Annotated in this window: 22 protein-coding genes; 5 read left to right on the top strand and 17 right to left on the bottom strand. The window is 67.8% G+C overall.

Annotation, left to right across the window (positions count from 1 at the left end):
• The 4 genes from ACE5CZ_RS13600 to ACE5CZ_RS13615 all read right to left on the bottom strand — a co-directional run.
• Window positions 1-510 (bottom strand): alpha/beta hydrolase (locus tag ACE5CZ_RS13600; protein WP_374947891.1); only part of this gene is annotated, 510 nt, incomplete at its 3' end.
• Window positions 432-827, bottom strand: coding sequence for a YchJ family protein (locus tag ACE5CZ_RS13605; RefSeq protein ID WP_374947871.1), 396 nt, complete (start codon window positions 825-827; stop codon window positions 432-434). The genes ACE5CZ_RS13600 and ACE5CZ_RS13605, both read right to left, overlap by 79 nt.
• A gap of 34 nt (window positions 828-861) precedes the next feature.
• Window positions 862-1,143: a hypothetical protein gene (locus ACE5CZ_RS13610; protein WP_374947872.1), complete on the bottom strand. Its 282-nt coding sequence runs from the start codon at window positions 1,141-1,143 to the stop codon at window positions 862-864.
• Between the two features lie 2 nt (window positions 1,144-1,145).
• Window positions 1,146-2,309: an anion permease gene (locus ACE5CZ_RS13615; RefSeq protein WP_374947873.1), complete on the bottom strand. Its 1,164-nt coding sequence runs from the start codon at window positions 2,307-2,309 to the stop codon at window positions 1,146-1,148.
• A 164-nt stretch (window positions 2,310-2,473) separates the two neighbouring features.
• On the opposite strand from ACE5CZ_RS13615, the gene ACE5CZ_RS13620 reads away from it, so the two are divergent.
• A complete protein-coding gene (locus ACE5CZ_RS13620) occupies window positions 2,474-2,713 on the top strand; it encodes a hypothetical protein (RefSeq protein WP_374947874.1) in 240 nt (79 codons plus the stop codon).
• A 291-nt stretch (window positions 2,714-3,004) separates the two neighbouring features.
• On the opposite strand, the gene ACE5CZ_RS13625 is transcribed toward ACE5CZ_RS13620, so the two are convergent.
• From ACE5CZ_RS13625 to ACE5CZ_RS13680, 12 genes are all read right to left on the bottom strand, one after another.
• Window positions 3,005-3,151 carry a hypothetical protein gene (locus ACE5CZ_RS13625; protein WP_374947875.1) on the bottom strand — a complete coding sequence of 49 codons (147 nt, stop codon included), beginning with the start codon at window positions 3,149-3,151 and terminating at the stop codon, window positions 3,005-3,007.
• On the bottom strand, window positions 3,135-3,326 hold the full coding sequence (locus tag ACE5CZ_RS13630; protein ID WP_374947876.1) for a hypothetical protein: 192 nt from the start codon (window positions 3,324-3,326) through the stop codon (window positions 3,135-3,137). Before ACE5CZ_RS13630 ends, ACE5CZ_RS13625 begins: the two co-directional genes overlap by 17 nt.
• Before the next feature lie 82 nt (window positions 3,327-3,408).
• Window positions 3,409-4,902 (bottom strand): NAD-dependent succinate-semialdehyde dehydrogenase, encoded by a 1,494-nt coding sequence (locus ACE5CZ_RS13635; protein WP_374947892.1) that lies wholly within the window; start codon window positions 4,900-4,902, stop codon window positions 3,409-3,411.
• Between the two features lie 38 nt (window positions 4,903-4,940).
• Window positions 4,941-6,128 (bottom strand): iron-containing alcohol dehydrogenase family protein, encoded by a 1,188-nt coding sequence (locus ACE5CZ_RS13640; RefSeq protein ID WP_374947877.1) that lies wholly within the window; start codon window positions 6,126-6,128, stop codon window positions 4,941-4,943.
• On the bottom strand, window positions 6,125-7,081 hold the full coding sequence (locus tag ACE5CZ_RS13645) for an NAD(P)-dependent oxidoreductase (protein ID WP_374947878.1): 957 nt from the start codon (window positions 7,079-7,081) through the stop codon (window positions 6,125-6,127). Before ACE5CZ_RS13645 ends, ACE5CZ_RS13640 begins: the two co-directional genes overlap by 4 nt.
• A 59-nt stretch (window positions 7,082-7,140) precedes the next feature.
• On the bottom strand, window positions 7,141-8,625 hold the full coding sequence (locus tag ACE5CZ_RS13650; protein ID WP_374947879.1) for an aldehyde dehydrogenase: 1,485 nt from the start codon (window positions 8,623-8,625) through the stop codon (window positions 7,141-7,143).
• Entirely contained in the window at window positions 8,622-9,731 is a 1,110-nt protein-coding gene (locus ACE5CZ_RS13655; RefSeq protein ID WP_374947880.1) for a mandelate racemase/muconate lactonizing enzyme family protein, read from the bottom strand. Before ACE5CZ_RS13655 ends, ACE5CZ_RS13650 begins: the two co-directional genes overlap by 4 nt.
• An 8-nt stretch (window positions 9,732-9,739) precedes the next feature.
• Window positions 9,740-10,249 carry a formaldehyde-activating enzyme gene (gene fae / locus ACE5CZ_RS13660; protein ID WP_374947881.1) on the bottom strand — a complete coding sequence of 170 codons (510 nt, stop codon included), beginning with the start codon at window positions 10,247-10,249 and terminating at the stop codon, window positions 9,740-9,742.
• Window positions 10,250-11,188 carry a glycine betaine ABC transporter substrate-binding protein gene (locus ACE5CZ_RS13665; RefSeq protein ID WP_374947882.1) on the bottom strand — a complete coding sequence of 313 codons (939 nt, stop codon included), beginning with the start codon at window positions 11,186-11,188 and terminating at the stop codon, window positions 10,250-10,252. It lies immediately after the preceding gene.
• A 57-nt stretch (window positions 11,189-11,245) separates the two neighbouring features.
• On the bottom strand, window positions 11,246-12,055 hold the full coding sequence (locus tag ACE5CZ_RS13670) for an ABC transporter permease (RefSeq protein WP_374947883.1): 810 nt from the start codon (window positions 12,053-12,055) through the stop codon (window positions 11,246-11,248).
• A 2-nt stretch (window positions 12,056-12,057) separates the two neighbouring features.
• On the bottom strand, window positions 12,058-13,152 hold the full coding sequence (locus tag ACE5CZ_RS13675; RefSeq protein ID WP_374947884.1) for an ABC transporter ATP-binding protein: 1,095 nt from the start codon (window positions 13,150-13,152) through the stop codon (window positions 12,058-12,060).
• Between the two features lies 1 nt (window position 13,153).
• Entirely contained in the window at window positions 13,154-13,819 is a 666-nt protein-coding gene (locus tag ACE5CZ_RS13680; RefSeq protein ID WP_374947885.1) for an ABC transporter permease, read from the bottom strand.
• A gap of 146 nt (window positions 13,820-13,965) precedes the next feature.
• On the opposite strand from ACE5CZ_RS13680, the gene ACE5CZ_RS13685 reads away from it, so the two are divergent.
• On the top strand, window positions 13,966-14,820 hold the full coding sequence (locus tag ACE5CZ_RS13685) for an IclR family transcriptional regulator (RefSeq protein ID WP_374947886.1): 855 nt from the start codon (window positions 13,966-13,968) through the stop codon (window positions 14,818-14,820).
• A gap of 90 nt (window positions 14,821-14,910) precedes the next feature.
• The gene (locus ACE5CZ_RS13690) at window positions 14,911-15,861 is read left to right on the top strand and encodes a DNA-3-methyladenine glycosylase family protein (protein WP_374947887.1); all 951 of its coding nucleotides are present in this window, start codon (window positions 14,911-14,913) and stop codon (window positions 15,859-15,861) included.
• Window positions 15,862-15,883: 22 nt separating this feature from the next.
• Here ACE5CZ_RS13690 and ACE5CZ_RS13695 read toward each other — a convergent pair whose 3' ends face one another.
• Window positions 15,884-16,708, bottom strand: a complete 825-nt coding sequence (locus ACE5CZ_RS13695) for a helix-turn-helix transcriptional regulator (RefSeq protein ID WP_374947888.1) — start codon at window positions 16,706-16,708, stop codon at window positions 15,884-15,886.
• A 100-nt stretch (window positions 16,709-16,808) separates the two neighbouring features.
• Between ACE5CZ_RS13695 and ACE5CZ_RS13700 the strand changes: the two genes are divergently transcribed.
• Both ACE5CZ_RS13700 and ACE5CZ_RS13705 read left to right on the top strand, forming a co-directional pair.
• Window positions 16,809-17,546: an SDR family oxidoreductase gene (locus ACE5CZ_RS13700; protein WP_374947889.1), complete on the top strand. Its 738-nt coding sequence runs from the start codon at window positions 16,809-16,811 to the stop codon at window positions 17,544-17,546.
• 60 nt (window positions 17,547-17,606) lie between these two features.
• Window positions 17,607-21,074 (top strand): proline dehydrogenase family protein, encoded by a 3,468-nt coding sequence (locus tag ACE5CZ_RS13705; protein WP_374947890.1) that lies wholly within the window; start codon window positions 17,607-17,609, stop codon window positions 21,072-21,074.
• Window positions 21,075-21,389 lie beyond the last annotated feature (315 nt).

The following is a 21,389-nucleotide window of genomic DNA, read 5'->3' on the forward strand; positions in this document are numbered from 1 at the left end:
CAGCCCGCCCCCGGCGCTCGCCCCACCGATCGCGATGCGGGCGGCATCCACACCCCGCTCGGCGGCGTGCTCGGCCAGCCAGCTCAGGCCGGCGTAGGCATCCTCGATCGCGGCAGGCGCCGGATGCTCGGGGCCGAGCCGATAGCGCAGGCCCACGACCGTGATCCCCAGCGTGCGCGCGAAGTCGATGCTGGAGCGCTCGTCTTGAACGGGATCGCCCTGGACGAAGCCGCCGCCGTGGATCCAGAACAGCGCCGGTGCCTCGCCGGTCAGCGTGCGTGGGCGGTAGCTGCGCAGCGAGACCGACGGGCCATGAATCCTCCTCGATTGACGTAACCGTACAGTACGCTCCGCCTCGAGCGTTCGTGCCCGAATACCTCCATTCGCGCGGTTCGCGCGCGAACAGTTGGAGGGATTCGGGCACAGTCGTCTCAGGCCGTGCCGTCGACGTACACCCAGGCTCCGGCGACGCGCGTGAAGGTGCTGACCTCGTGCTGCACGCCGGAGGATCGGCCGTCCGGCGCATCCACCCGGTACTTCGCTCGAAACTCGACGACGCCGTCGGTGTCGTGTTCCGAGCCGCGCTCGGTGCGCACGATCTCGAGCCACAGCCAGCGCGTGTCGGGGTCGATCTCGATCGACGCGGGGCGGGCATCCGGATGCCATGAGCGCAGCAGATAGGCGGCGTCACCCACCGCGAACGCCGAGAACCGAGACCGCATCAGGCGCTCGGCGGTCGGCGCAGCGGCGTCGCCCAGGTGGAGCGGCCGGCAGCACTCGCCGTAGCTCAGGCCGGAGCCGCAGGGGCAACGCGCGTCGGGTTCCACGCGTTCATTATCGGGCGAAGCGCTGCTCGAACGGCTATCCGTGGAACTGCGGGATGATCAGGTACAGGCCGTAGAGCACCGCGGCCACGCACACCGCGAGGCAGGCGAACGCTCCGACGGTGGCGCCGAGCGGGCGGATTCCTCGGGCCGTCGACACGATCGACCCGTCGGCACCCGTGTCGTCGTGGGAGCCGACTGCCAGCAGGCGCAGGCCGACGGCGTAGAACACGACGATCGCCACGGCCGCCGCGAATGCGACGACGAAGACGATGCCGAAGGCCGCCCAGTCGACGCCGAGGAAGTTATCCGAACTCATGGTCAGGCCTTTCCGGTTGAGGTGGAGGTGGTGCCGACGGCTTCGCGCTCATCGTCGTCGACATCGTTGACGTTGTTGTGGGTCACGGGATGCCGCCGGGCGAGGAACACGAATCCCAACCCGCCCGCGAGGGCAAGCACGGCCACGATGATGAGGCCGACGGTGCTGGTGCTCGCAGCCCAGGCGGCGAGCCCGCCGACGAGAGCGGCAGCCGGAAGCGTGAAGACCCAGGCCATGGCGATGCGGCCCACGACACCCCAATGCACGGTCGCCAGCTTCTTGCCGAGGCCCGAGCCGACGACCGCGCCCGACGTGACCTGCGTGGTCGACAGGGCGAAGCCCAGGTGCGACGAGATGAGGATGGTCGCGGCCGAGCTCGTCTCGGCGGCGAAGCCCTGAGCGGGCTGCACATCGGTGATGCGCTTGCCGACCGTGCGCATGATCCGCCAGCCGCCGAGGTAAGTGCCCAGCGCGATCGCTAGACCGCAGGATGCGACGACCCAGAACTGCGGGCCGGTTCCCGACCCCTGGTAGCCAGCCGCGATGAGCGTGAGCGTGATGACGCCCATGGTCTTCTGCGCGTCGTTCGTGCCGTGGGCGAGCGACACCAGCGAGGCCGAGATCGTCTGTCCGTGGCGGAAGCCGGCATCCGACCCGCGGGAGCGGGCCTGTTTGGTGATGCGATACGCCGCGTAGGTCGCCATGAGGGCGACGAGACCGGCGACGAGGGGGGAGAAGAGGGCGGGCAACACGACTTTCGAGAGCACGACGCCGAAGTCGACGCTCCCGAAGCCGGCCCCGATGATCGCCGCGCCGATGAGGCCGCCGAACAACGCATGGGTCGAGCTGGAGGGCAGGCCGAGGTACCAGGTTCCGAGGTTCCAGAGCACCGCCCCCACGAGCCCGGCGAAGATCATGGTGGGCGTGATCTGCACGCCCCCGTCGCCTTCTTTGATGATGCCCTGCGAGATCGTCTTCGCGACCTCGGTCGAGAGAAAGGCGCCGACCAGGTTGAGCACCGCTGAGATCGTGACCGCGACCTTCGGTTTGAGCGCGCCGGTTGCGACGGAGGTCGCCATGGCGTTGGCCGTGTCATGGAACCCGTTCGTGAAATCGAACACGAGAGCGATGGTCACGACGAGCAGAACGGTGATGAGTACATCCACGTTTCTTCGTCCCTTCAGATCGGGTGCTGCTGGGGTGCGTGGGAAGCGGTTCAATCGGCAACCGCGGGCGACGGTACGCTTCACCGGTTAAATCGAGGTGAACGACTGAGATCGAAAGTCCCAGCCGCCGTTAACCTGACCGGCGCACGCTTTACGGCATGTCGATGTCAGAGCCATTCGAACCGCAGATCGAGCGTCACCCCGCAGACCGAGATGAGGAACTCGACCTGCACGACGGGCCGGAGGACGGCCCCGACACGCTGTCCGGAAACGGTGCTGTCGACGACGAGGGCACGCTGCAGCGGCACGAGTCCACGAAAGAGATTCCGTTCCGCCGCCCGACACCGGGTGACCGCCTCACGCCCGAGCAGCTCGAAGCCGAGCTCGACGACGAGGTTCCCTAGCCCTGGTCACATCCGTGCCAGAATCGATTCTGAACTCGACCGTCAGCGTAGCGATGCCGTCGAGGCAGTCGTGAGTCAGCTGACGTGGGTCTTGCTCGGGGTGGGACTCGCGATGGTCCTACCAGCTTCGGTCTGGTCGATCCGCAATCCGAGAGCGAAGGGACAGGCTTTCGGACGCGTTCGCTGGGCGATGTTCGCCCTCTGTCTTGTCGGTGCCGCGCTAGTGGTGACGAACTTTGTTCTAGGGCTCCTCGACTGACTCGCGCTCGCAGCGAAGTGTCGGCGAACCGATCAGCGCAGGGCGACCGGCACCACGTCGCGGCGCTGCCAGCGCACGGCGACGCTCCGCCTGAAGTCGGCGCGCCCGAAGCCCTGGTCGAGTTCGTTCACGATCGCGGCCATCGACGAGGCGAGTCCTCGCTCATCGGACGCGACCACGTTCACCGTCAGCAATCGACCCTCTCGCGTCACCAGCACGCGCCCCGCGCGGGATCGACACGATGAAGCCGTGGGCATCCACCGGAATACGCTGGTAACGGGAGAGCCGGTCGATGAAGATCGACAGGGCGTAGGGGGAGTCGAGCGCGGTGAGGGTCGCCGTCGACGTCTGCATGCGCTTACTGTCGCAGGCGCCGGTGACGCAGCGGTGAACGCGGCGTGACGATGAGGCGGTCACGGATGCCGGGAGGCCCTGATCACGCGTCTGCGTACGGGTCCGCGATTCCGACGTATCGAGTCTCGAGATACTCATCGATGCCCTCGAATCCACCTTCCCGGCCCATTCCCGACTGTTTGACTCCGCCGAATGGCGCGGCCGGGTTCGACACGATGCCGGTGTTCAGACCGAACATGCCGACGTCGAGCTCCTCGGCCAGCCGGAGCCCTCGGTTGAGGTCTCGGGTGAACGCGTAGGCGACCAGTCCGTACTCCGTGTCATTGGCCAGCCGGATGCCCTCGGCTTCGGTGTCGAAGGTGATGAGAGGGGCGACGGGCCCGAAGATCTCCTCGTGCAGGATGGCCGCATCCGCCGGAACGTCGGAGAGGACAGTCGGTTCGTAGAAGTACCCGGGCCCGGAGACGTAAGCGCCACCGAGCGCCAGGGTAGCGCCCGCGTCGACTGCCGACGTAACGAGGTCGTGCACTTTGCCGCGGGTGTTCTCGTCGACCAGTGGCCCGATCTTCGACGCGGGATCCGTGCCGCGCGCGACGGTGTGGGCGCGCATTTGCGCTGTCAGCTTCTCCGTGAACTCCGCGGCGATGCCCCGCTGCACCAGGATGCGATTGGCCGCTGTGCAGGCCTCGCCGCCGTTGCGCATCTTCGCCAGCATTGCACCGGTGACCGCGAGGTCGAGGTCGGCGTCGTCGAAGACGAGCAGGGGCGCGTTGCCTCCCAACTCCATAGACACGCGCAGAACCTGCTCGGCCGCGTCGGCGATGAGTCGCTTGCCCACCGGCGTCGATCCCGTGAACGACAACTTGCGCAGACGGGGATCGCGCACGAGCGGGCCTGTGACGGCGCCCGCGCTCGCGGTCGGGATGACATTGAGCACGCCCGCCGGAAGGCCGGCCTCCTGGAGCACTTGAGCGAACAGCAGCGCCGTGAGGGGAGTGAGCGCCGCGGGCTTCAGCACCATCGTGCAGCCCGCGGCGATTGCGGGCGCGATCTTGCGCGTGGCCATGGCGAGGGGAAAGTTCCACGGGGTGATGAAGAGGCACGGACCGACGGGTCGTTTCATGACGAGTAGACGGCTGCTCCCGTCGGGAGCCTGGGCGAACCGGCCGCTGATCCTCGCGGTCTCTTCGGAGAACCAGCGCAGGAACTCGGCGCCGTAGGCCACCTCGCCCCGCGCCTCGGCCAGGGGCTTGCCCATCTCGAGTGTCATCAGCAGTGCGAAGTCATCGCCCCGCGCCGTGACCGCCTCGAATGCCCTACGCAAGATTTCGGCGCGCTCCCGCGGGGCGGTCTTCGCCCAGGCAGCCTGAGCGGAGACGGCGGCGTTAAGGGCATCGGCGCCGTCGGCGGGAGTGGCGCACGCGATGCTCGCCAGCACCCCCCCAGTCGACGGGTCGATCACGTCGAGCGTGCCGCCGTCGCTCGCGGCCCGCCACGCGCCGCCGATCAGGAGTCCGGTCGGAAGCGAGGCGAGCAGGGCGCGCTCGTCGTCGGGCGTCGGGTTTGCCGAGACGATGCCAGGCGAAGTCGAAGTCGAAGTCGTGACGGTCGGGCTCACAGGGATTCCTCCAGGATTCGGACGATGTCGGCAGCCGTCGGCTGGATCGGGTTGTTCACGGTGACCGAGTCGGCCAGGGTGTCGGCCGCAAGCGATTCGAGGTCGGCGCGGGTGACTCCGAACGAGGCCAGTGTGGCTGTCATGCCCACCCTCGCCGCGAGGTCGGCGATCGCCGTGATTGCGGCCTTCGCATTCTTCTCGTCGCCGGCCGCGGTGTCGCCCGCACCGAGGGCGAAGGCGACCCGGGCGAGGCGTTCCTGCCGCGCAGGCAGGTTGAACCGCAGCACCTTCTCGATGACGATGCACAGCGCGAGCCCGTGCGGGATGTCGAACCGGCCGCCCAGGGGATGGGCAATGCCGTGCACGAGCCCGAGCCCCGTGTGCGAGAACCCCACGCCCGCGATGTGCGACGCGAGCAGCAGTTGTGCCCGGGCCTCGATGTCTCCTCCGTCGGCGACCGCGCGGGGAAGGTGGTCGGCAACCGTCGAGATGACCTGCAGCGCTATGGCGTCGCTGTAGGGGTTGGAGCGCAACGAGACGTAGCTCTCGAGGGCGTGGGTCAGCGCATCCATGCCCGTGGCCGCCGTCGCACCCGGCGGCAGGCCGACGGTGAGCTCGGGGTCGAGCACGGCGGCCCGGGCCAGCGCACTCGACGAGCCGACGTAGAACTTGCGATGGGTGACGACATCGGTCACCACGCCGAACGCGTTGACCTCCGCTCCGGTGCCGGATGTCGTGGGCACGGCCACGATCGGAATCGAGTCGTTCACGAAGTCGCTGCGGTAGTCGAGTTCGATGCTGCGCTGCGGGTTCACGGCGCCGATCGAGATGCCCTTCGCCGCATCCATCGACGACCCGCCGCCGACGGCGACGAGGGCGTGCACGTGCAGGTCTCTCGCGAGGTCGCTGCCGGCGTCAACCGAGGTCGTGGTCGGATTCGGTGTCACGCCATCGAAGATGCTCACAGCGATTCCGGCGAACTCGAGCGACTCCTTCACGGCCGCGACCACGGGTGACGTCGCGAGAAAGGCATCCGTCACGATGAGCGCGCTCGTCGCACCGGTGGCGGCGGTGACCGCGCCGACCTCGCGCACGCGGCCTCGACCGAAGTAGGCGTAGGGCTTGGGATCGAGGTCGAGTTCCATCTCGGAGAGCGGAAACTGCTGCGGGGGCAGGATGCTCATGCGAACACCTCCGAGGATGCGTGCTCGGCGGCGGGCGAGGGCTCCCGACGGAGCGGAATGCCCGTGAGGTCTTCGTAGAGCTTGACCGGCATCATCTCGCCCGCCCTGTCGCCGTACTGCGCCTTGGCGCGGCGGTAGATCTGCTCGACGAGACCCGACAGCTCGGCCGGCACGCCCACGGAGCGAGCCAGGTCGACAGAGAGCCCGAGGTCCTTGCACGCGAGGGCGATGGCGAATCCCTCGTCGTAGTCTCCGTGGTCGAGGATCGAGAGCACGTCGTTCTGCACGAAGTTGCTGTTGGCCGGGCTGGCGATGAGCGACTGGCGCAGAACCTCGAGGTCGACACCGGCCTTGACGCCGATCGACAGCACCTCCGCGGTGGCGACCAGATGCGAGAACCAGAGCTGGTTGATCATGAGCTTCACGGCGTATCCGGCTCCCGCCGCACCCACGTGCAGGATTCGCTCGGGATCGCCCATGGCCTCGAAGACCGGGCGCAGCCGCGCGACATCGTCGGCGTCTCCGCCCACGAAGATCTGCAGCATCCCGGATGCCGCCCCCACCGACATCCCCGAGACCGGGGCATCGAGGATTCGCAACCCGCGCGCGGCGTTCTCGGAGCGAACGCGATCGGCCACCTCGGGCACCGAGGTCGACATGTCGATCCACGTTCCCCCGTCGGCCAGCCCGGCGAGGATGCCTCGGGGGCCGTGCAGCACGGCGTCGACGTGACGGGGCGTCGGCAACATCGTGATGACCACGTCACTTGATGCAGCGACTTCGGCCGGGGTGTCGGCCCACCGGGCGCCCCCCGCGAGCAGCTCGACAGCCGATTCGCGCCGGATGTCGTTGACCACGAGCGAAAACCCCGCGAGCTGCAGGTTGCGGGTCATGCCCGAGCCCATGTTGCCGAGTCCGATGAAGCCGACGGTGATCGGCTGGATTGCGTTCATTTTTCTCTCAATCTTGTTGGGGGGTTTCGTGCGTGGTGTTTGTTTGGGGCGACTCGATGTCAGCCGAGGTCGATCCAGGTCGTCTTCAACGCCGTGTAGGCGTCGAAGGCGTGCAGTGAGCGATCGCGCCCGGCACCCGACTGCTTGACTCCGCCGAAGGGAGTGATTACGTCGGCGACGTCGAACGTGTTGACCCACACCGTTCCGGCCCGCAGGCGCTGCGCGGTCGTGAGCGCGGTGGTGATGTTCTGCGTCCAGACGCTGGCGGCCAAGCCATAGGCGCTCTCGTTGGCCACCCGGATTCCCTCGTCGACGCCCCTGACCGTCGTGACAGCCAGGGAGGGCCCGAAGATCTCCTCCTGGCCGATCCTGCCGGCATTGTCGACGCCGTCGAAGACCGTCGGCTCCACATAGAAGCCGTCTTCGAGCCCGGTCGGGCGCACCCGGTTTCCTCCGTGCACGCTCACGCCCTCCGAGCGTGCGACCTCGGTGTAGCCGAGAACCCGATCGAGCTGCACGCCGCTGGCGATGGTTCCGAGTTGGGTGAGCTCGTCGAGGGGGTCGCCGAGAACGAGGGAGCGGCCGACCTTCAGCACCTCGTCGACGAGTTCGTCGTGCACGGTCTCGTCGACGATGAGCCGACTGCCGCCGTGGCAGGTCTGGCCGGCGTTGTAGAAGATGCCCCAGGCCACGCTCGAGGCGCAGGCTGCGAGGTCCTCTACGTCGGCGAGCACCAGCTGGGCGGACTTGCCTCCGAGCTCGAGCGAGACCTGCTTGCCGTTGGACTCACCCGCGTACGTGAGGAATCCCTTGCCCACCGCGGGAGAGCCGGTGAAGGCCACCTTGTCGACGAGCGGATGCCGGCCAAGCGCCTGGCCCGCCGTACGTCCGTAGCCCGGAACGACGTTGAACACGCCCGCGGGAACGCCCGCCTCCGCGGCGAGCCCGGCCAACCTGATGGCCGACAGGCTCGTGTTCTCGGCCGGTTTCAGCACCACGGAGTTGCCCGCCGCGAGCGCTGGTCCGATCTTCCAGGCCGAGATGATGAGCGGGTAATTCCACGGCACGACGGCGCCGACGACTCCGAGAGGCTCCCGACGCACCAGTGCCAGCGCGTTCTCTGGCGTCGGGGCGACCTCATCGTAGATCTTGTCGAGGGCCTCGGCGTACCACCGGATGGTGCGCGCGGCGTTGGGCACGTCGACGCGACGGGCGTCGCCGATCGGATGCCCCGAGTCGAGCGATTCGAGAAGGGCCAGCTCATCGAGGTTCTCGAGCATGAGTTCAGAGAGCCGGATGAGAACGCGCTGGCGCTCGCGGCGGTCTGCTCGCGACCAGACCCCCGATTCGAAGGCGGCGCTCGCGGCCCGAACCGCGGCATCCACATCGACCGTGTCGCCCGCCGCAATGCGCGTGAACAGGCTGCCGTCGCGGGGCGAGATCGAGTCGAGGGTGGCTCCGTCGGCGGCGTCGCGGTAGTCGCCATCGATGAAGAGGCGGGTCTCGGGCGAGAGGGCGGCTGCGGCCGCTATCCAGTCGGTCATGACTGCACCGTGTATCGCGCGACCGCCTCGTGGTCGATATGGGCGCCGAGTCCTGCGGCGGCCGGCACGACCAGATCGCCCCGGGAGTCGATCATCAGCGGGGTCATGAAGAAGTCGCGTCGCTCCGGCGTCCAGCCGGGCGGGTCGAACGGGAACTCGATGAACGGACCCGCATCCACCCCCGCTGCCACGTGCAGATTGGCGAGCAGGCCGAGCCCGTTGCTCCAGGTGTGGGGGGTGAACAGGCGATGCCGGAGATTCGCCGATTCGGCGACTTGGCGCGCCCGGTACATGCCCACGGCGAGTGCCACGTCGGGCTGGTAGATGTCGAAAGCATCCGCCTCGATGAGCGCCATCAATTCGGGAAGGGAGCGCACCATCTCGCCTCCCGACACCTGGATGCCGGTCTGCGCTCGCACGCGCCGGGCGCCGACCACGTCGACCTGGGGCAGCGGCTCTTCGAGCCAGAGCACCCGAAGTTCGTTCAGCTCGGCGGCGACACGCTGAACGGCGGCGAGCGGGAGTGCGGGCTCGATGTCGCCGGACATGCGCCACATCTGGTTGAGATCGACCATGATCTCGAAGTCGTCGCCGAGTGCCTCGCGGGTGGCGCGCACGGCGGCGATCCCCTCGGCGAGGCGGTCACGGGCTATGCGGATCTTCATGGCCCGGAAGCCGAGTTCTTTGGCCGCGAGGGCCGATTCCACCCGGGCCCCCGGTGACTTCAACTCGCCACACGACGCGTAGGCGGGAAGCCTGTCTTTCGCCCCGCCGAACAGCACGCTGACCGGCAGCCCGGCGACCTGGCCGATGATGTCCCAGAGGGCGGCCTCGAGGGGCCAGTATCGACCGCCGTGAAAGTTGACGGTCTCGAGTCGGCGCACCTGGTTGAGGATCTGCAGCGGGTCGGTGCCGAGAAACAGGTGTTCGTAGGCCTCGAAGCCGTCCATCGTGTCGCCCGATCCGTAGCCGGTGACACCGTCGTCGGTCTGCACCTCGACGAGCGTGGCGGCGAACGTCGTGCGAGGATCCGGATCCCAGGCTGCGGTGAACGGCGGGTCGAGGGGCAGCACGAGTCGTGTCAGCCTGATGGCGGTGATCTTCATAAGGGGTGTCAGGTCTCCGGAGTGTAGAACGGGTTGAAAGGCGATTTGCGAGCCGCGATGACGTCGGCCGTCGAGGGAAGCGAGAGCGTTCCGTTCTCGAGAGCGGTGCGCACCGAGAGACGGTTGTTGGCGAACACCGCGTCGGCATCGTCGGCCACCGGGTTCACCCACACGGCCGCGATGATCACATGGCTGTCTGCTTCGGCGGGCGACAGGATGCCGTCGGCCAGTGCATCGGCGACCCCTGCGGCTATGCCGGCCTGGGCCGGACCCCAGATGAGAAGCCCGTGCGCATCGTTCGAAGGTGCGGACTTGGTGACGAACAGGGTCAACGGTTTCACGGGGAGGGAGGGCTGCAGCACGGTCACGAAGGGAACGTGCCCGGCGCTCGGGGTGGCGAGGGCCGTTGCCCACGCCACCCCGGCCGGCCCCTCGCGGTGACCGAAGACGGTGTTGACGTGCGCGGCGTTCGCTGCGTCACCGACGAAGCTCTCCCCGATCTGAAGGGCCTCGGGCATCTAGATCAGTCCCTGTTCGGTGAGCCAGTCCGTCGCGATGTCCTCGGGGTCGTCGCCATCGACATCCGCCTGCGCGTTCAGCTTCTGCATCTCTTCGGTGGTCAGCAGCGGCGAGACCTCGTCGAGCACGTCGGCGATCTCGGGGTATTTGTCGAGCGTCGTCTGCTTGAGGGTGAAGGCTCCCTGGTAGACCGGGAAGAACGCCTTATCGTCTTCCATGACCGTCAGGTCGAGGGAGGTGATGCGACCATCGGTCTGGAAGACCTCACCGAAGTTGCAGGTGTCGCCCTTGGCGGTCTCGGTGTAGATGACGCCGGTGTCGAGCAACGAGACGTTCGCATCGGGCACGTCGAGACCGTACGCGGCCTTGAGGCCGGGCCAGCCGTCATCGCGGGTGGAGAATTCGCTCTCGATGCAGAATGTCTGTTCGGAGACGGGCAGCTCGGCGATGTCGCTCAGAGTCTTCACGCCGAGCTTCTTGGCCTTGTCGCTGAGGATGGCGAACGCATAGGTGTTGTTGAGGGGCGCGGGGTCGAGCCAGGCGATGCCGTTTTTGGCGTCGGCCTCCTTTGTGGCTGCGAACTGGGCCTCCTCGCCCTGCACTGGTGCCGTATTGCCGTTGTAGGTGATCCACGAGGTCCCCGTGTACTCCCAGTAACCGAGGAAGTCGTCTCCCTCGAGCGCCGCCCGCACGTTGGCGGAGCCGACGACGGAGGTGTTCGCCGTGGTGTCGGCTCCGTGGGCGTTGAGGAGCTGGCTGGTGATGTGGGCCAGGATGTACTGCTCGGAGAAGTCCTTCGCTCCGATTTCTCCGGAAAGGCCCTTCAGCTCGTCGCCCTGGGAGCCGGATGACGAGCCGCCTCCGCCGGAACAGGCGGTGAGGGCGAGGGCGCCTGTGGCCAGGACGGCCAGGAGGGCAGTGGTGGTTCTCTTATTCATGGTGGGTGCTTTCTGTGACGGTGCGATTGCAGGGTGGGGTGGGGGAGAAGCTCTGGGCTAGATGCCTTTGGGGCGCAGCAGGTCTTCGGCGAGTCCGGCGATCCAGTCGATCAACAGGGCGATGCAGGAGACGATGACGGCGCCGGAGATGAGCACGGGAAAGCGCTGCAGCTTGAGGCCGTTGACGATCATGTCGCCGAGGCCGCCGGCGTTGATGAAGGTGGCCACCGTGGCGACCCCCACGCAAAACACCAGCGAGGTGCGGAGTCCCGCGAGGATCACGGGGACGGCGAGCGGCAACTCGATTCGTCGCAGAACCTGGTTGGAGGTCATGCCCATGCCCCGGGCAGACTCGACGACGTTCGGATCGATCTGCGACAGCCCGATCATGGTGTTGCGCAGCACGGGCAGGAACGAATAGGCCACGAGGGCTATGAGCGCGGTCTGGAAGCCGATCTGCCAGATGATCGCCAGCAGGATGATGAACCCGATGGCCGGGGTCGCCTGACCGATATTCGCGATCGTGAGGATGGTTCCCCTGAGTACTCGCGAGGTCGTGCGACTGGCGATGATGCCGGTCGGAATAGCGAGCACGGCCACCAGGAAAGAGGCCACGAATGTGAGCACGAGGTGCTCCCGCGTGCGCAGCACGATGTAGTCCCAGTTCAAGGTGCGCTCCATGATGGAGTCGAGCTGCATGCTGGAGATCCAGAGGAAGAGCCCGAGGAGCACCAGCGCGATGACGATCGGCGTCGCGATCCGGCGGAGGGTCCAGAACCGAGGTCGGCGCAGCACGGAACTGTCGTTTTCCATTGCGGTGCCGCGCGTCTCGTCGACATCGGTATCGACGATGGCCTGAAATGCCATGGTCAGTCCCGCCCGGTCAGCAGCGCGACGTCGGCGCCGAGCGCGGCCGAGATCTGGTCGACGCTGATGGATGCGATGACGCGGCCATCGACATCCGTCACCCCGATCGCCGGCATGCCGGTCAGAACGAGGGAGTCGAGTGCGTCGCGCAGTGTGTCGTCGAATGCGATGGCCATCGGCCCGGCGGCCGCCGACGCCGGCCCGAGTCCTGCCTCGGAAACGGGGATGAGGGCGAGCCGCTTGAGTGCGGCCCCACGACCGATGAACGACGCGACGTAGTCATTGGCGGGCGCGGCGAGGATATTGGCCGGGGTGTCGAACTGCTCGATGTGGGACTTGTCGCTGAGAACGGCGATGCGATCACCGAGCCGCACGGCCTCGTCGAAGTCGTGGGTCACGAAGATGATCGTCTTGCCGATGCTCTCCTGCAGGCGCAAGAACTCGAGCTGCAGCTTCTCCCGCGTGATCGGGTCTGTGGCACCGAACGGCTCATCCATGAGCATGACCGGGGGGTCGGCGGCGAGCGCCCGGGCGACCCCGACGCGCTGCTGCTGGCCGCCCGAGAGCTGCTTGGGGTACCGGTCGGCGAAGGTTCTGGGGTGGAGCTGCACGACAGAGAGAAGTTCGTCGATGCGGTCGCTGATCTTCTGCTTGTTCCAGCCGAGGAGCTTGGGTACGACCGCGATGTTCTCGGCGATCGTCATGTGCGGGAACAGGCCGATTTGCTGGATCACGTAACCGATGTGCCGGCGCAGCTCGTTGGGATCGAGCGAGAGCACGTCCCTCCCATCAATCTGAATCGAGCCCGACGTGGGCTCGATGATGCGGTTGATCATCTTCATGGTCGTCGTCTTGCCGCAGCCGGATGGCCCGACGAACATGATGAGCTCGCCCGGCTTCACGTCCATCGAGAAGTTCTCGACAGCGGCGACGCCCTGGCCGGGGTAGATCTTGTTCACGTCGCGGAGCTCGATGTGGGCACCGCTCGTGTTGCGCACCGTCGTGATCGAGGTCGTTGTCGTGATGGTCGTCGATTTCGACGGGGGGCCGATGATCTTGTCGGCAGGTGTGCTGTTCTGGTTCGTGGAGTCGGTCATGTCAGGCACGGAGCCCCTTCGAGGTGGAGTACTTGGTGATGTAGGTGAACGCCCCATCGACCAGGAGCGCGAGAATGACGACACCCAAGGTGCCTGTCAGTGCGTAGTTGAGGGCGTTCTTCGAGCCGAGGGAGCTCAGTCCTTGGAAGATCATCTGGCCTAGGCCCGGACCGCCTACGTAGGCGCCGATCGCGGCGATTCCGATCGTGAGCTGCGCCGCGACGCGCACGCCGGTGACGATCACCGGCCATGCCATGGGCAACTGGACGGTCAGCATGACGCGTCCCGGGCTCATGCCCATCCCCTTGGCCGATTCCATGATCGCGGGGGAGACCTCGCGGAGCCCGACGACGGTGTTCCGGACGATCGGAAGCAGCGAGTAGAGAGTGAGCCCGATCAGGGTGGGAACCCAGCCGAGGCCGAAGAGCGGGATCATCGCGGCCAGCAGCGCCAACGATGGAATGGTCAGGATGACCGCCGCGCTGGTGACGGCGAGAGAGCGACCGACGGCGTTGTTCCAGACCAACAGTCCGACACCGACGCCGATGATCGTGGCGAAGATCAGGGCGAGGGCGACGACGAGCAGGTGTTCACCGACGAGGGTGAGAATGTCGTCGGACCGGCGACCCCAGAAGGTCAGCAGGCCATCGAAATCGAATCCATTCACGGGTGGATTGTTCTCCTTACTCGACATTGAGCGGATGAGCGCGGAATGGTTCTCCGCAGTACGGCAATAATCCGAGGCTAGGGGCTGGTTATCTTTTGCGCAACTGTCGTTGCGCGTATGTCAACCAATGATGTAAATTGACGACTATGAGCATCCCGTCATCGCCCCGCCGAAACGCCGCCGGACTGCGCCGCGACCTCGATCTACTCGAGGTTCTCGGCTCTGCCGAGGCCGAGGCGAGCGGAGGACTCGGCGTGGTTCGCATCGCTGAGATCGTCGGACGAGACAAGGGGCAGGTGTCGCGAACGCTCGCAACCCTCGCCGATGCGGGCATGGTCGCACGCGACCAGCAAACCCTCGGCTACCGCCTGGGCTTTCAGCTCTACGCGCTCGCAGCGCGTACCCTCGAGTCGCGCCTGGTGCGTGAGGCCACGCCCGCTCTTCGACGAGTGGTCACAGCCACGCACGAGACCGCGCACTTGTGCGTTCTGCGGGGAGACAATGTGCTGACGTTGTCAAGCGAATTGAGCGAATACGCGTTTCGGGGCATCGGCTGGGAAGGTGTCAGTGTCGCGGCCTGGCGCACCTCCTCCGGTCGAGTCCTCATTAGCGACTGGGACGACGATGACCTCCGAGGCTGGTATGAGTTGCACGGCCACGATGGCCGCGTCGTCAGCCCGGTCGCGCCGCGGGAGCACGTGCCGGGCGGCATCCCCTTGCCCGCGGCAGAGGAAGGTCGACCCCTGGTGACCAGCTACCCCGAGCTGAATCGCGAAATCGAGCGTATTCGCAGGCGCGGTTATGCCACCGTCGATGAAGAATTCGAGCTCGGCGTCGTCGGAGCCTCAGCTCCCGTCTACGACTTTCGAGGCAGCATCGTCGCCGCGATCAATGTCAGTGCACCCAAGGCCAGGCTGGGCGTCCACCTCGACGAGGTCGGCGCGCTCATCGCCCGGGTGGCGTCGGAGCTGTCGACGCAACTCGGCTGCGTGAGGTCATAGGTCGGGGCGACGAAGGGCGCGGCGACGAATACTCTTAGCGCTCGCGTCGATGCGGCGAATGTCGGAGCCTCGGGTTAGCCTGCCGTCACCATGACTCTCGAAGCAGCGCGCCCCGCCGTCGACACCGCGCCCGCACCCGCGGCGGTCACCGTCTACGCGCCCGCGCACGAGGTCGACGTGGCGACCACGATGGGTGTGCACAGCAGGGGAAAGGGTGACCCGACCTGCCGCTCGACGCCCGAGGGGTTCTGGCGCACGGTGCGCACCCCGGTCGGCGCCGCCACACTGCTCATGCGCCAGCGCCGGCACGGCATCGAGGCACGGGCCTGGGGCGCGGGCGCGCACTGGGTGATCGAGCGGGTGCCCGCGCTGCTCGGGGCCGACGACGACTGGTCGCAACTGACGCTCGACTCGCATCCGGCCCTCGCAGAGGTGCGCCGGCGCAACCAGGGAATGCGGCTCAGTCGCTCGGGCCTCATCATGGAGGCGCTCGTGCCGGCCATCATCGAGCAGAAGGTCACGACGCTCGAGGCTCACCGTGCCTGGTACAAGCTGATTCGCATTTACGGCGACGTAGCGCCGGGCCCCGCGCCCGCCGGAATGCACGTGGCGCCGCACGCTGACACCTGGCGCGGGGTGCCCTCGTGGCAGTGGCACCGCGCCGGCGTCGACCCGCGTCGCAGTCGCGCGGTGGTGTCGGCGTGTCAGGTCGCGACGGCGCTCGAGCGGGCCTCGACGGTGGATGCGGAGACGGCCGCAAAACGGCTGCAGACCCTGCCGGGCATCGGCAGGTGGACGGCCGCCGAGACGACGCAGCGCAGTCACGCCGACCCCGACGCCGTGAGCGTGGGCGACTACCACCTCGCCGCGCACGTGGGCTACGCGCTCACGGGCTCACCGGTCGACGACGACGGCATGCTCGAACTGCTCGAACCTTGGCGCGGACATCGCCAGCGCATCGTGCGCCTCATTGGGGCCAGCGGCTTCGCGAAGCCGAGGCACGGGCCGCGCATGAGCATTCAAGACCATCGCGGGCACTGACCTGCTCGGAGTCGGTGAGAGTTCACAATGAAGAGTAGGGCGCCGCAGCGAGCGACCCAAGCAAAACCAGAGCCTCGGCGCTCGGCGAACCCGGCTCCGCGCGGTAGACCACCAGCTCCTGTCCGGGAGCGGCGCGCACATCGAAGGAGTGAGCCCGTAGCGTGAGCGGGCCGACGGCCGGATGGACGAAGCCTTTGCGTTCGGGCCGTTTGCCTCGAGCATCCGCCACGGCCCACAGCCGACGGAAGTCTTCGCTCGATGCCCGCAACTCGTCGAGGACTGAGCGAAGCCTCGGCTCGTCTGGCGCCGCTCCCGCGGCGAGCCGCAAGCCGGCCACGGTCGCGCGGGCAGCGGCATCCCACTCGGCGTAGAACCGCCGGGCCGCGGGGTCGAGAAACACGATCCTGGCCAGATTGTCATTGTGGCTCGAGTGCTCGAAGAGTGCGCGGCCGAGCGTGTTGGCCGCGAGCACGTCATACGCCCGGCCCAGAACGAGCGCGGGATGCTGGGACCACGAGTCGAGCAATGCGAGAAGCTCGGGATCGGCTCGCTCCGTGCTCGAGGCGGCCGGCGCGGGCGCCAGACCGGCCAGCCTGAACAGGTGGATGCGGCCGTCGTCGTCGAGGCCGAACACCCGCCCGAGCGCGTCGAGAACCTGAGGCGACGGCCGACTCTCGCGCCCCTGCTCGAGGCGCACGTAGTAGTCGGCGCTGACCCCGGCGGCCACGGCGACCTCCTCGCGCCGCAACCCCGCCACTCGACGGCGAGCCCCGCCCGGGAACCCGGCATCCTCGGGCCGTCTGGCCGCTCGCTGAACTCTGAGGTAGTCACCGAGTTCGCTGGTCATCTGGCCAGCCTAGATCGCTGGCGACGACGCGGGTGGGTGCGGTGCACCCAGGATGCCTGCGGCCTGTCGCCGATGCCGCTGCGGCCTCAGTGTGGCAACCATGAACTCACACACCGAACAGAAGATCGTGCTCGTCACCGGAGCGAGCAGCGGAATAGGCGCCGCGACCGCCGAACGGCTCGCTGCCGATGGCCACCACGTGGTCGTGGGTGCCCGCCGCCGCCCGCAGCTCGACGAGCTCGTCGCACGAATCGCGGCTGCCGGCGGCACGGCTCAGGCAGTCGACCTCGACGTCACTGACATCGAGGGCCACCGAGCCGTCGTCGATGCCATCGCGGCCGAGCACGGCCGCCTCGACGTTCTCGTGGCGAATGCGGGCGTCATGCCGCTCTCGCGACTCGACGCGGGACTCGTCGATGAGTGGAAGACGATGATCGACGTGAACGTGCTGGGCCTGCTGCACGGAATCGCCGCCGCTCTTCCGCACTTCACCGCCAGGGGGAGCGGCCATCTGGTCACCATGGCGTCGGTCGGGGCGCACGAGGTTTCGCCCACGAGCGCCGTCTACTCCGGGTCGAAATTCGCGGCCTGGGCCATCAGCGAGGGCCTCAGGGTGGAGTCGCCGGCAGGCATCCGAGTCACCACGATCTGCCCCGGTGTCACGACGAGCGAGCTGGCCGACTCGATCAGCGACCCGAAGGCCCGCGAGGCGATGGTCGCCTACCGGGCCCATGCCATCCCGGCGTCGAGCATCGCTGCGGCCGTCGCCTTCGCCATCGCCCAGCCGGCAAACGTCGACGTGAACGAGATCATCGTGCGCCCGGCGGCTCAGCGATGACCTGATCACGGTGCGCCCCGCCTCCGGCCGATGGGGGCACCCACGCCATATCCTCGAAGGGTGACCTCCGCGAACCCGAACTCGCCCGAATTCGAGGCCGACCCGAGCCTCACCCCCGCCGATCTCGCGGCGCCCGCCGTGGCGCTCGCGCGCCGCTGGCTCGACGAGTCGAAAGACGTGGCGCCCGATCCGGCCGCCGAGCGTCTCGCCGGTGTCCTCACAGATCCCGACGGCCTCGCTTTCACCGTGGGCTTCGTCGACGGCGTCGCCCGGCCCGAAGACGCAGCGGTCGCGGCCAAGAACCTGCAGACCATCGGCGCTCGCGTTCCCGCTTTTCTGCCCTGGTATCTGCGCAGTGCCGTGGCTGCCGGCGGTGTCTTCGGCGAGGTGGTTCCGGGCGTCGTGGTTTCGGCGGCCCGCACGGTTCTGCGGCAGCTGGTCGGCCACCTCGTCGTCGATGCGACGCCCGCGAAGCTCGGGCCGGCCATCCAGAAGCTGCGCGCCGACGGATCGCGACTCAACCTGAACCTGCTCGGTGAGGCCGTGCTCGGCAGCGCGGAGGCCCGCCGCCGACTCGAGGGAACCGAGAAGCTGCTCGCCCGGCCCGACGTCGACTACGTGTCGGTGAAGGTGTCGGCGATCGCGAGCGACCTGTCGATGTGGGCTTTCGACGAGACCGTCGAGCGCGTGGCCGAGACCCTGCTGCCGCTGTATCGCATCGCGTTGCCTGCGAACAAGTTCATCAACCTCGACATGGAGGAGTACCGCGACCTCGACCTGACCCTCGCGGTCTTCATGAGGCTGCTCGATCGCGAAGAGCTGCTGGGCTATGAGGGCGGCATCGTGCTGCAGGCCTATCTGCCGGATGCGCTGGGCGCGATGCAGCGCCTGCAGCACTGGGCGGCCGAGCGTCGGTCGCGCGGCGGGGCTCCGATCAAGGTGCGCGTCGTGAAGGGCGCGAACCTCGCCATGGAGCACGTGGATGCGGCGCTGCACGGCTGGCCGCTCGCCACCTACGGCTCGAAGCGCGAGACCGACACGAACTACAAGCGCGTGCTCGAGTGGGCGCTGACCCCCGAGAGCACCGACGCCGTGCACATCGGAGTCGCCGGCCACAATCTCTTCGACATCGCGCTCGCGCGGCTGCTGGCTGCGCACCGTGGCGTGACCGAGAGCATCGACTTCGAGATGCTGCTCGGCATGGCCACGGGGCAGGCAGACGCCGTGCGCCGCGACGTGGGGCAGTTGCTGCTCTACACGCCGGTGGTGCATCCGAAGGAGTTCGACGTGGCGATCAGCTACCTCGTTCGGCGCCTCGAAGAGAACGCCAGCGATGAGAACTTCATGTCGAGCGTGTTCGACATCGCGACCAGCGAAACCGCGTTCGAGCACGAGAAGAACCGCTTTCTGGCGTCGGTGGATGCGTTGGGTGCCGACGAGCCGACACCGAACCGCACGCAGGATCGCAGCGACCTGTCGAAACTCGCCCGCGCGAGCGAGTTCGAGAACGCGGCCGACACCGACCCGTCGCTGGCGGCCAATCGCGGCTGGGGCCGACGCATCCTGTCTCTGGTCGGGCCCGGCAATCGCATCGGCGTCGACACCATCGACGCGGCCGTGGTGACCGATGCCTCGGTTCTGGATGGCATCATCCACTCGGTGCGCGCGAGCGGGGCCCGCTGGGGCGCGCAGACCGGGGCCGAGCGGGCCGCCGTTCTGCGGCGCTCGGCGCTGGCGCTGGAGGCGAATCGCGACCGGCTCATCGAGGTGATGGCGGCCGAGACCGGCAAGACGATCGCCGAGGGCGACCCCGAGGTCAGCGAGGCCATCGACTTCGCGAACTACTACGCCGCCCGCGCAGAAGAACTCGACCGCGTCGACGGCGCTGTTTTCGTTCCGTCGGCGCTCACCGTGGTGACGCCCCCGTGGAACTTTCCCGTCGCCATCCCGGCCGGGTCGATGCTGTCGGCGCTCGCGGCCGGCAGCGGCGTCATCATCAAGCCCGCACCGCAGGCGCGCCGCTCGGCCGCCGTGCTGGTCGAGGCCCTCTGGGAATCCGGCATCCCGCGCGAGCTTCTCGCCCTCGTCGACATCGAAGAGGGCGATCTTTCTCGGCAGCTCATCGCGCACGAGAGCGTCGACCGGGTCATTTTGACCGGGTCGTACGAGACCGCGAAGCTGTTCCGCTCATGGCGGCCCGAGCTCGACCTGCTCGCCGAGACGAGCGGCAAGAACGCCATCGTCGTGACGCCTTCGGCCGACCTCGACCTGGCCGTCGCCGACATCGTGAAGAGCGCGTTCGGCCACGCAGGCCAGAAGTGCTCGGCCGCATCGCTTGTGATTCTCGTCGGCTCGGTCGCGCGCTCCGAGCGCTTTCGCCGGCAGCTCGGGGATGCGGTGTCGTCGCTGCGGGTCGGCTACGCATCCGACCCCCTCACCGACATGGGCCCGCTGATCGAGTCCGCCGAGGGCAAGCTGCTCGAGGCGTTGACGGTGCTCGGCCCGGGCGAGAGGTGGCTCGTCGAGCCGGTGCGGCGCAGCTCTGATGGGCGACTCTGGACCCCGGGCGTGCGCGAGGGCGTGCTTGCGACATCGCCGTTTCACACGACCGAGTACTTCGGCCCCGTTCTCGGAATCATGCACGCTTCGACGCTCGAGCAGGCGATCGGGTACCAGAACGGCACCGACTACGGGCTGACCGCAGGCATCCATTCGCTGGATGCCGCCGAGATCGAGCAGTGGCTGGCCACGGTCGACGCGGGCAACCTTTACGTCAATCGTGGCATCACCGGTGCCATCGTCGAGAGGCAGCCGTTCGGCGGGTGGAAGCGCTCTGCCGTGGGCGCGGGTGCCAAGGCCGGCGGCCCGAACTACCTGGTGCACCTCGGAACGTGGACGACCGAGGAGGGCGAGCCCAGCCAGGGCCTCAGCAACGCCGGGCTCGACGGAAGGGTCGCAGCGCTGCTCGACTCGGCACAGGCCGGCCTCGACTGGACCCACTTCGATATCGCCCGCCGCGGGGCCAAGAGCGACGCGGTCGCCTGGTCGAACTCGTTCGCTTTCGTCGACCGCGCCGGCCTCGGAGTCGAACGCAACGTGCTGCGCTACCGGCCGGTTCCGGTCACGGTTCGACTATCCGACGACGGTGAGCGGCACCAGCTGCTGCGGGTGCTCTCGGCGGCGACGCTGGCCCGGGCGAAGGTCACGGTGTCCTCCGCGCACAAGCTTCCGCGTCCGATGCGGGCGCTGCTCAAGGAATGGGGTGTGCGCGTCACGATCGAGAACGACGAGGCGTGGCTCGCCCGGGTCGCCGCAGACGGGGTTGCGACCCCGCGCATCCGGCTTATCGGCGGATCGTCCGCCGCGGTCGCCGTAGCCCTGGGCGCCGAACCCGATGTCGCGGTGTACGCCGGCGAGGTCACCCGCGCCGGTCGAATCGAGCTGCTGCCGTTCGTGCGAGAGCAGTCGGTGTCGATGACGAACCACCGCTTCGGCAACCCGAGCGCCCTGAGCGACGGGCTGATGTAGCCGCAGCCAGTACCGTCAGATGGCGCGAATCGACCGAAAACGCGGTCGATAGGTTGATATCTGACAAGCGGAATCAAGGGCTGGGCTGCCATGTGGCGGCAATCGACCCTCGACCCACGGCATAGGTAGGTGTGTGACACATGGCCTGACCGGCGCGGCGCGGCGCGGTCGAGTCCCGCCGCCGACACCTCGTGTTCACAGTGCCGCGCTAGCATGCGGCCGTGAGTACACCGCGGTTGGCGCGTCGCCTCGGCCTCGGCGACGCCGTGTTCATCGGCCTCGGATCGATGATCGGGGCCGGAGTCTTCGCGGTGT

It is taken from the genome of Agreia sp. (assembly GCF_964263775.1).
Classification (GTDB): Bacteria; Actinomycetota; Actinomycetes; order Actinomycetales; family Microbacteriaceae; genus Agreia.